The sequence below is a fragment of the Mesorhizobium sp. M7A.F.Ca.CA.004.04.2.1 genome (genome assembly GCF_004022825.1).
Taxonomy (GTDB): Bacteria; Pseudomonadota; Alphaproteobacteria; order Rhizobiales; family Rhizobiaceae; genus Mesorhizobium.
Genome location: NZ_RZPH01000141.1, coordinates 1 through 8,906, shown reverse-complemented (window position 1 = coordinate 8,906; position 8,906 = coordinate 1). Strand labels below are relative to the sequence as shown.

Below are 8,906 nucleotides of genomic sequence, written 5' to 3'. Positions count from 1 at the left end.
GCCCCGTAGACCACGCCGATGACCACCGCCACGACACCCGCGAGCAGGCCGATGGCCAGCGATATGCGCCCGGCCATCAGCGTGCGCGACAACAGATCCCGGCCGGTGTTGTCGGTGCCGAACAGGAAATACTGCTGCTTGATCGAGGCGCTCATCGTCACTTCGAGACCGTCGGGCGACTTGCTCTCGATCTTGGTGCCGTCAAAGGCATCGGAACGGTCGAGATAACGGATATTGCGATCGTCGATCGGCCTGGTCGACTTGACGGTGACGAAGACCTGGTTGCCTTCCTGCCGCCACTCCTTGATGTCGACCCGCATGCGCTTGATCGCTTCGGTAAGCGCCGTCTCGATCATGTCGGCCTTCGGATAGGCTGACAGGCTTGGCGGCATACGCACATAGTCGGCATAGATGGTGGTGTATTGATGCGGCACGAACCACGGTCCGAACACGCTGACGACACCGATCAGGGCAAGGTAGTACAGGCTGAACATGGCGGCGCGATTGGCCTTGAGCCGCGCCCAGGCATCCCCCCAGAGCGAACGGCCGATGACGGTGGGGGCTGTGGCTGCGATGTCAGTCATAGCGCACCCTCGGATCGACGACCGCGTACATGACGTCGACGATCAGGTTGAAGACAATGGTAAAGATGGCGATCACCACCACCGTTCCCATCACCAGCGTGTAGTCACGATTGAGCGCGGCATCGACGAAATAGCGGCCGACGCCTGGAATGGAGAAGATCGTCTCGACAATGACCGAGCCGGTCAGCAATGCCGCCGCCGCCGGACCGGTGAAGGAGACGATCGGCAGGATGGCACCGCGCAGCGCGTGCTTGACCACCACCGACCAATCGGACAGGCCGAGCGCGCGCGCCGTGCGGATGTGGTGGGACCGCAAGGATTCGATCATCGAGCCACGCATCAGCCGGGCGACGATGGCGATCTGCGGCAGAGCGAGCGTCAACACCGGACCGACCTTGTTGATGAAAGCGCCATCGCCCCACCCACCGATCGGCAGCAGCCTCCAGGTCAGCCCGAACAGGAGTTGGATCACCGGCGCGATGACGAAGGTTGGGATAGTGCTGCCGGCCGTCGCCAGCGCGATCACCGTATAGTCGCCAAGCTTGTTCTGGTTAAGCGCCGCAATGGTGCCGAGCACACAACCGAGTAGCAGCGCCAGGACGAGCGCCGAGGCGCCGAGCTGAACCGATATAGGCAGGCCCTTGGCGAAGAGTTCGGTGACGGTGAAATCCGGCATGTTGTAGCTCGGGCCGAAATTGCCGCGCAGCAGATTGCCGAGATAATGGACGAATTGCAGCCAGAGCGGGTCGTTGAGGCCGAACTGGGCTTCGAGATTGGCCTTGATCTCGGGGCTCAGCCCCCGCTCCTGGTTGAATGGGCCGCCCGGCGCGACGCGCATCAGGAAAAACGCCATGGTCACGATGACGAACAGCGTCGGGATGGCGGTCAGAAGCCGCCGTAATACGTATCGCAGCATCGGTGCCCCGCTTGACCCAGAGCAACGCGCGTCCAGCTGGACGGTTGCGCTCTAGCCTTCAAATCTTCGCACCGACATGCCGAAAATCGATTCCGGTTCCCGGGCCGATGCGATGGCAAACCAGCACCGCCGCGCATCTCGTTGCGCGGCGGCCCGGCTAAGGATCAGTCCTTGCTGATGAAGCGGGACGGATGGATGTCCATCACATTGTCGTCGAAGCCATGCAGCTTCGAGGAAACGATGTCGTGGAAGCTGTAGTAGAGAAGCGGAATGTTACCGACGTCATCGACAAGGATGCGCTCGGCCTCAGTGAGGTCCTTCATGCGCTCTTCCGGTTTGCCGCCGGCAGCCGCAGCCTTGTCCATGGCCGCTTCATATGCCGGGCTGACATAGCTCGAATAATTGTTGCCGCTGGCCTTGCGGGTGATGCCGAGGAAGGTCTCCGGATCCTTGTAGTCGGCGATCCAGGCGGCACGCGCCAAGTCGTAGTCGCCCTTCTGCTCGAGGAAGGAGTAGTGGGTCTTGGTGTCGGTGTTGACGAGCGAGACGTCGATGCCGAGCGGCTTCAACTGTTCCTGGATGGCGACGGCCGTGTTCTTGTGGTTTTCCGAAGTGTTGTAGCGGATCTCCATCTTCAATGGATGCTCGGGCGTATAGCCGAGTTTCTCGAGGGTCTTCTTGGCAGCGTCCTCGCGGTCGATCTGCGACATGTCGGCGTATTTGGCCATTGCCGGCGTGTAGCCCGCGATGCCCGGAGGCACCATCGAATAGCCAGGCAGCATCGAGTTCTGCCAGACCTTCTCAGCGAGGAAGTCGCGGTCGATCGCCATCGAGATGGCGTTGCGCAGTTCGACATTGTCCCACGGCGCCTTGTCGGTCTTGATCGCATAATAATAGGTGCCGAGATAAGGTCCGACGCGGACCTGGTCGCCGAACTTGGTCTTGAGGTCAGCGAGCTGTTCGGTCGGCAGGTCGCCGTAGCTGTCGAGTTCGCCGGCCTCGAACCGCTTCATCGCCGATGAGCGGTCTTCGGTCGGGATATAGTTGACGACGTCCATCTTGACGGTCGCGGCGTCCCAGAATTTCGGATTCTTGACCAGCTTCATGTGGTCGTTGGGTATCCACTCGGCCAGCGTATAGGCGCCGTTCGAAACGAGATTACCCGCCTTGATCCAGTCGGCGCCGAGCTTGTCGATCGAAGCCTTGTTGACCGGATAGGCGGCCTGGTGGGTCAGCATCTCCAGGAAGTAAGGCGTCGGCGCCTTCAGCGTGACTTCGAGGGTATTTGCGTCAATCGCTTTGACACCCATATCCTCCGGCTTGCCCTTCTTGGTGTTGACGTCCTCCGCACCCTTCACCGGGTACAGCATCGAGGCGTATTCGGCAGCGGTGGCCGGGTCTTCCAGCCGACGAAACGAATAGACGAAGTCGTCCGCCGTCACCGGGCTGCCATCCGACCAGAGGCCATCCTTGCGCAGCTTGAAGGTGTAGACAGTCCCGTCGTCTGACACTGTCCAGCTTTCGGCCGCGCCCGGAATGAGGTTCGTCTTCTGGTCATGCATGACCAGGCCCTGGAACAGGTCGCGTATGATATCGGCTTCGTAGACGGTCGAGGTCTTGTGCGGATCGACCGTCTCCGCTTCGGCGGCGCTGCCTCTGTTATAGACGGTCTCGGCGAAAGCCGGCGTGTAGAAGGTGCCGGCGGCCAGCGCCATGGTCGTGGCGAGCACCGTCGCCTTCAGCATGTTTTTCAGCATGAAGTTCTCCCTGTCGGCGCTGCCGTTGGCGCGCCTATTAAGTGTTGACGCCCTGAAGCCGATATCTGACCCCTTTGAGCGCGCCGCTGGTTCCCGTCCTGCGGCTCGTGCCCAGACACTAACGCGGAGAATTTTTATTTCAACAGACTCTCTGGGTCACCCAAAGTAAGGCGGACGAAAGCTATGGCGTGGCCGCTGAAACAGCAGCCGAAACCAGAAGCTTGACTTGGTTTCTTCACCTCGACGCCATTTTTCACCGCGAATCGGAGCCATGCCAGTTTGCCGGAATGTCTTAATGCGTTCTTAAGCAACCTGGGGTTACATTATGAGTACCTTCTATATGGTTCGAACTTCAGACGCGTGGCGGCTATGAGTAACAGAGCAAGTAAATTGCCCAAAATCCGTCAATTAATGCGGAAACTTCAAGAAGAACACGGCACTTCTGCGGTCGAATTTGCCTTGCTTTCACCGATTTTCATTCTTCTTCTACTCGGAATGGTTGCATATGGTATATACTTCGGCGCCGCCAACTCGATCCAACAGATCGCAGCGGATGCCGCCCGCACGGCAATTGCCGGGTTGAACCAGACCGAACGCCAGACGCTCGTAGCCAGCTTCGTCACCAACAATGCCGGCGGATATCCCTTCGTGGATGTCAGCAAGTTGACCTACCAGGCCAACGACAGCACGGCTGATGGAAGCCAGTTCGTGGTTTCCATCCAGTACGACGCCCGCAACCTGCCGATCTGGAACCTTTTCCCGGGCATAGCCATGCCCGGGACCACGATCAAGCGCCAGTCAACGATCAGGGTCGGGGGCATTTGAATGCTGCTGCATGCGTGCAATGGGATCGGTCGGCTTGCCCGGTTGATGCTGAGTGACAGGAAAGCGAACTTCACCGTCATGGCGGCATTGAGCGCGCCGGTGGCGCTGGCGCTGGCCGCGGTGGCCATCGACGAAGCCTCGATCTACACCGAGCGCCGCGAAGCCCAGGCAATGGTGGACCTGGCGGCGATCACCGCCGCCTCGAACATGACCAATGTCAACACCGCGGTTGTCACCACACTGACCGACAACGGCATGCCAGGGGTTATCGTTCAAAGCTCGGGACAGACGATCGAGCCGGCGGCCGGCAAAACCGTCGTGACGGTCACGCCCGGGCGATATGTGGCATCCGGCGCCAATGTGGGCCAGCGTTTCCAGGCCAGCGTAACACCCTACAATGCCGTCCATGTCACCCTGAAGAAGATCCCGGCCCGCTATTTCGCGAGTTCGCTGATCCCAACTCCCGTCATCGGCACCCAAGCCATCGCCAGCATGACGCCGCAGGCGACGTTCTCGGTCGGATCGAGGCTCGCCAGCCTCGATGGCGGTATCCTCAACGCGCTTCTCGGCGGACTTCTCGGCAGCAACATCTCGCTCAGCGTCATGGACTACAACGCGCTGCTCTCCGCCGATGTGAGCGTGCTCTCCTTCGTCGACGGCCTTGCCACACAGCTGAACCTGACCGGCGTGTCGTATTCGGATGTGCTGGCATCGAAGGCGACCGTCGGCCAGATCGCCACGGCCATGGCCAATGTGCCGGGGCTTGGCAACACGGCCAAGGTCGCCCTGCAGACGATCGCTTCCAAGTCGACCAGTACGGTCCAGATCCCGCTCAGTCATCTGATCGATCTCGGCTCCGTCGGCAAGTTGGGCCTCGGTCAAAAGCCGGCCGGCCTTGGCGTCGATGCCAGCGCGATGGGCATGCTGACCGCCGCCGCCGGACTGGCAAACGGTTCGAAGCAGGTCGACGTCGCCCTCGGCGCCGCCATTCCGGGGGTGCTGTCGACCACGCTCGCCATCGCCATCGGCGAACCGCCGCAATCCTCGCCATGGCTGGCGGTTGGCGAGGTCGGCGCCATTGTGCGGACGGCGCAGACCCGCATCAAGCTAATAGTGAAGATCGGGGGCGGTAACAAAAATGTCGGAGGCGGTATCACCTTGGTATCGGTCAGTTTGCCCCTGCATGTCGAAGTCGCCTATGCCGAGGCCAAGCTCATGGACATAAGTTGTCCAACAGGCCCTGACAGTATCAAGGTCACCGTTGCTACACGTCCCGGTATCGTCGAAGGACATCTCGGTGACAGCAGCAGCGCCGGCTTTGCCGATTTCACCAATAAGGAGACGTTTTCCAACACCGAAATCGCGGCCGTGAAACTTCTGCTCATCCCCGTGGTGTCCGTAGTGGGCTCAGCGGCGTTTAACATGGCCAATAACCCCGCGACGACGCTGACTTTCAACAAGGCCGACATCGATGCCAAGACGATAAGGACCGCTTACACGCAAAATTTTACCCAATCGTTGACTACGTCGCTGGTCAGCGGCCTGTCGCTGACGGCGAATTTACTCGGCCTGCCGCTGAATCTTGACGCCCTTCTGGGATTTGTGAAGCCGCCGGTGGTGGCACTTCTGAACAGCGTGGCGGCCCCGATCGATACCTTGCTTGCCAACCTGCTTGGAGCCCTTGGCGTGCGTCTCGGCGAGGCGGATGTCCGGGTCACCGGCGCGACTTGTGGACGCTCCGTGCTGGTGCAGTAGAGCAGTCGAGGCATCAGTCGAGCCTACCGAGGAAGCATCCAAGTCCCGGCAGCAAAAGCTCGACCTCCCTGGTGAGCGAGGCATCGCCGTCAAGTTCCGTAACCGCTCCTAAGTCTTGCGGCAACGGCCAATTGGCCGGTCCTCCAGCAAAATTGAAGACACAGAGCAGTCTTTCGCCGCCGCCCTCGCGAACGAAAGCCAGCACGTCACCCTCGGCGTCGAGAAAGCGGATCGAGCCTGATACCAGCGCCTCATGCTTCCCGCGCAAGGCCAGCGTGGTCCGATAGGACTTCAGCACCGAGGCCGTGTCGGCATTCTGGACGTCGACCGCGCGGGTGCGATGGCTGGCCGGTATCGGCAGCCAGGGCCTGGCCGTGGAGAAGCCTGCATTGTCGGCGCCGGCCTCCCAGACCATTGGCGTGCGACACCCATCCCTGCCCTTGACGCCTGGCCAGAAGCGGATGCCGACGGGATCGCGCAGATCCTCATAGGCCAGCTCCGCCTCCTCCAGGCCCAGCTCCTCGCCCTCATAGAGGCAGATCGAGCCGCGCAGGCAGGACAACAGCATGATCGAGAATCTTGCGACGGCGTCGGGATCGCTGCCCGGCCTTGTCCAGCGGCTGACATGGCGCACCACGTCATGGTTGGAGAACGCCCAGCAGACCCAGCCGTCGGAGACGGCCGCCTCGAAGGCTTCGACGCAGCCACGCACATGCGCGGCCGAGAACTGCGGACCGAGCAGGTCGAAGGTGTAACACATATGCAGCTTGTCGCCGCCTGAGGTGTAAGCCGCGAGCGTCTGCAGCGAGCGGCCTTCATCGCCGATTTCGCCAACCGCGGCGCGGTCGTCATATTCATCGAGCAGCGCCCTGAAGCGGCGCAGGAACGCCAGGTTTTCCGGCTGCGTCTTGTCGAACAGATGCTCCTGGTAGAGGTAGGTGTTGGTCTCGCCGTTGGTGCCGGCGACGCTCGACGCCAGGGGCGGATTGCTGCGCAGCCAGCGGTCGTGGACATAGTAATTGACCGTATCGAGCCGGAAGCCGTCGACGCCGCGCTCCAGCCAGAACCGCACCGTGTCGAGAAGCGCGTCCTGGACCTCCGGGTTGTGGAAATTCAGGTCGGGCTGCGAGGCTAGGAAGTTGTGCATGTAGTATTGCCGGCGGGTCGAATCCCATTCCCAGGCCGGGCCACCGAACACGGAGAGCCAGTTGTTGGGTGCCCCGCCATCTGGCTTGGCATCGGCCCAGACATACCAGTCCGACTTGGGGTTATCGCGGCTGGCGCGGCTTTCGACAAACCAGTCGTGCCTGTCGGACGAATGCGACAGCACCTGGTCGATGACGATCTTCAGGCCGAGACGATGCGCCTCGGCGACCAGCGCATCGAAATCCTCGAGCGTGCCGAACATCGGATCGACATCGCAGTAATCCGACACGTCGTAGCCCATATCGGCCATCGGCGACTTGAAGAAAGGCGACAGCCAGACGGCATCGACACCAAGCGAGGCGACATGGGCGAGCCTCGAGGTGATACCGGCGAGATCGCCGCTGCCATCGCCGGTCGTGTCCTGGAAGGAGCGCGGATAGATCTGGTAGATGACGCAACCACGCCACCATCCGGTCTTGTCACTCGCCGCCATTGCGCTTCTCCCCTGTGCCGGCTTGCGCTCGTTCGATCATGAAGATCACCGCCCGTCCCGATATCGGTCGCGATCTGTCCGCCGCATCCGGCGCTTCGATGGCTGGAGCCCAGAAGAATCCGTCTCGCTCAGGCAAGGTGAACATGCAGGCCCGGCGATCGCCGTTGATGATGACGGCAAGGCGGCTGACGCCACCCAGGATCATGACGAGGCGGTACCGCTGCGGGTCCTGCCAGCACTGTTCATTGAGCGGCGCGCCTGTCTCGGTCAGCCATGCGACGTCCGGTATCTCTGAACCTGCCGGTGGCTGGCCAGTGAGGAAGCTTGTATCGGAGAGCGCCGGCATCGACCGGCGCAGCCTCGAGAGTTCCTCCGTGTAGCGCTCCAGCACCTGGTCACGGCCGGCCCAGTCGAGCCAGGTGATCTCGTTGTCCTGCGCATAGGCGTTGTTGTTGCCTTGCTGGGTGCGGCCGAACTCGTCGCCTGCGGTCAGCATGATGGTGCCGCGCGAGGCAAACAGCGTGGCGAGCAGCGCGCACTGATCGTTCTGGCGAGACTCCCATACGGCCGGATCGTCCGCATCCCCTTCGACGCCGTTGTTCCAGGATAGGTTTTCATTGTGACCGTCGCGGTTCTGCTCGCCATTGGCTTCGTTGTGCTTGCGCTCGTAGCGCACGATATCGGCGAGCGTCATGCCGTCATGGGCGGCGATGAAATTGACGGTCCGACTGGCGTTTTGCCGGTTCGTTGCGAACACATCGGACGAACCGGCAAGCCGGGTCGCCAGCGCACCGACCATGCCGGCGTCGCCGCGCCAGAAGCGCCTGACGTCATCGCGATACTTGTCGTTCCATTCGAGGAAGGGCGGCGGGAAATTACCGAGCTGATAGCCGTCGGAACCGATGTCCCACGGCTCAGCGATCAACACGCGATCGGCCAGCAGCGGGTCGTCGCGCATCGCTCTCAGCATCGGCGCCTCGGCATCGAATGTTCCTTCAACCCTGCCCAGAATGGGCGCCAGGTCGAAGCGGAAGCCGTCGACGCCGGCATCCCTGACGAAATGGCGAAGCGTGTCGAGGACCATCTCCTGGACGACAGGATGATCGCAAGCGACCGTGTTGCCGGTGCCGGTATCGTTGGCCAGCCCGCCGTCTGATGAGTGCCGGTAGTAGGCCTGGTTGTCCAGGCCGCGCAGCGACAGCGTCGGGCCAAGCCAGTCGCTCTCGCCGGTGTGGTTGAAGACGAGGTCGAGGATGACGCCGATGCCAGCCTCACGCAGCACGGCGACCGTGTTTCGCAACTCCATGATGCCGCCCGGCGCCAAACGCGGATCGAGGGCCATGAAAGTCACGGGATTGTAGCCCCAGGCGTTGCGCAGCCCGAGCGGCGGCAAATGTCGCTCGTCAATCCACGCGGTCACCGGCATCAGT

Annotated in this window: 6 protein-coding genes and 1 pseudogene; 2 read left to right on the top strand and 5 right to left on the bottom strand. The window is 61.8% G+C overall.

Annotated features, from left to right (window positions below):
• From EN893_RS09190 to EN893_RS09180, 3 genes and pseudogenes are all read right to left on the bottom strand, one after another.
• Positions 1 to 584 (bottom strand): annotated as a pseudogene (locus EN893_RS09190) (ABC transporter permease); the annotation flags it as partial.
• A complete protein-coding gene (locus EN893_RS09185) occupies positions 577 to 1,500 on the bottom strand; it encodes an ABC transporter permease subunit (RefSeq protein WP_027035849.1) in 924 nt (307 codons plus the stop codon). The pseudogene EN893_RS09190 and the gene EN893_RS09185, both read right to left, overlap by 8 nt.
• Positions 1,501 to 1,664: 164 nt before the next feature.
• Complete coding sequence (locus EN893_RS09180) at positions 1,665 to 3,257, bottom strand: peptide ABC transporter substrate-binding protein (RefSeq protein ID WP_127267926.1); 1,593 nt, start codon at positions 3,255 to 3,257, stop codon at positions 1,665 to 1,667.
• 411 nt (positions 3,258 to 3,668) lie between these two features.
• Here EN893_RS09180 and EN893_RS09175 point away from each other — a divergent pair, with 411 nt between their 5' ends.
• Positions 3,669 to 4,082, top strand: coding sequence for a TadE/TadG family type IV pilus assembly protein (locus EN893_RS09175; RefSeq protein WP_164748810.1), 414 nt, complete (start codon positions 3,669 to 3,671; stop codon positions 4,080 to 4,082).
• On the top strand, positions 4,083 to 5,837 hold the full coding sequence (locus EN893_RS09170; protein WP_127267928.1) for a TadG family pilus assembly protein: 1,755 nt from the start codon (positions 4,083 to 4,085) through the stop codon (positions 5,835 to 5,837).
• Positions 5,838 to 5,850: 13 nt separating this feature from the next.
• Here the strand turns inward: EN893_RS09170 and EN893_RS09165 are convergent, their stop codons facing one another.
• Both EN893_RS09165 and EN893_RS09160 read right to left on the bottom strand, forming a co-directional pair.
• Positions 5,851 to 7,476 carry an alpha-glucosidase family protein gene (locus EN893_RS09165; protein WP_127267929.1) on the bottom strand — a complete coding sequence of 542 codons (1,626 nt, stop codon included), beginning with the start codon at positions 7,474 to 7,476 and terminating at the stop codon, positions 5,851 to 5,853.
• Positions 7,463 to 8,906 (bottom strand): glycogen debranching enzyme GlgX (locus EN893_RS09160; protein WP_128361501.1); only part of this gene is annotated, 1,444 nt, incomplete at its 5' end. The genes EN893_RS09165 and EN893_RS09160, both read right to left, overlap by 14 nt.

Coding starts and splice junctions, on each gene's coding strand:
- EN893_RS09180 (WP_127267926.1), bottom strand. CDS start 3,257: ATGCTGAAAAACATGCTGAAGGCGACGGTGCTCGCCACGACCATGGCG.
- EN893_RS09175 (WP_164748810.1), top strand. CDS start 3,669: ATGCGGAAACTTCAAGAAGAACACGGCACTTCTGCGGTCGAATTTGCC.
- EN893_RS09185 (WP_027035849.1), bottom strand. CDS start 1,500: ATGCTGCGATACGTATTACGGCGGCTTCTGACCGCCATCCCGACGCTG.
- EN893_RS09165 (WP_127267929.1), bottom strand. CDS start 7,476: ATGGCGGCGAGTGACAAGACCGGATGGTGGCGTGGTTGCGTCATCTAC.
- EN893_RS09170 (WP_127267928.1), top strand. CDS start 4,083: ATGCTGCTGCATGCGTGCAATGGGATCGGTCGGCTTGCCCGGTTGATG.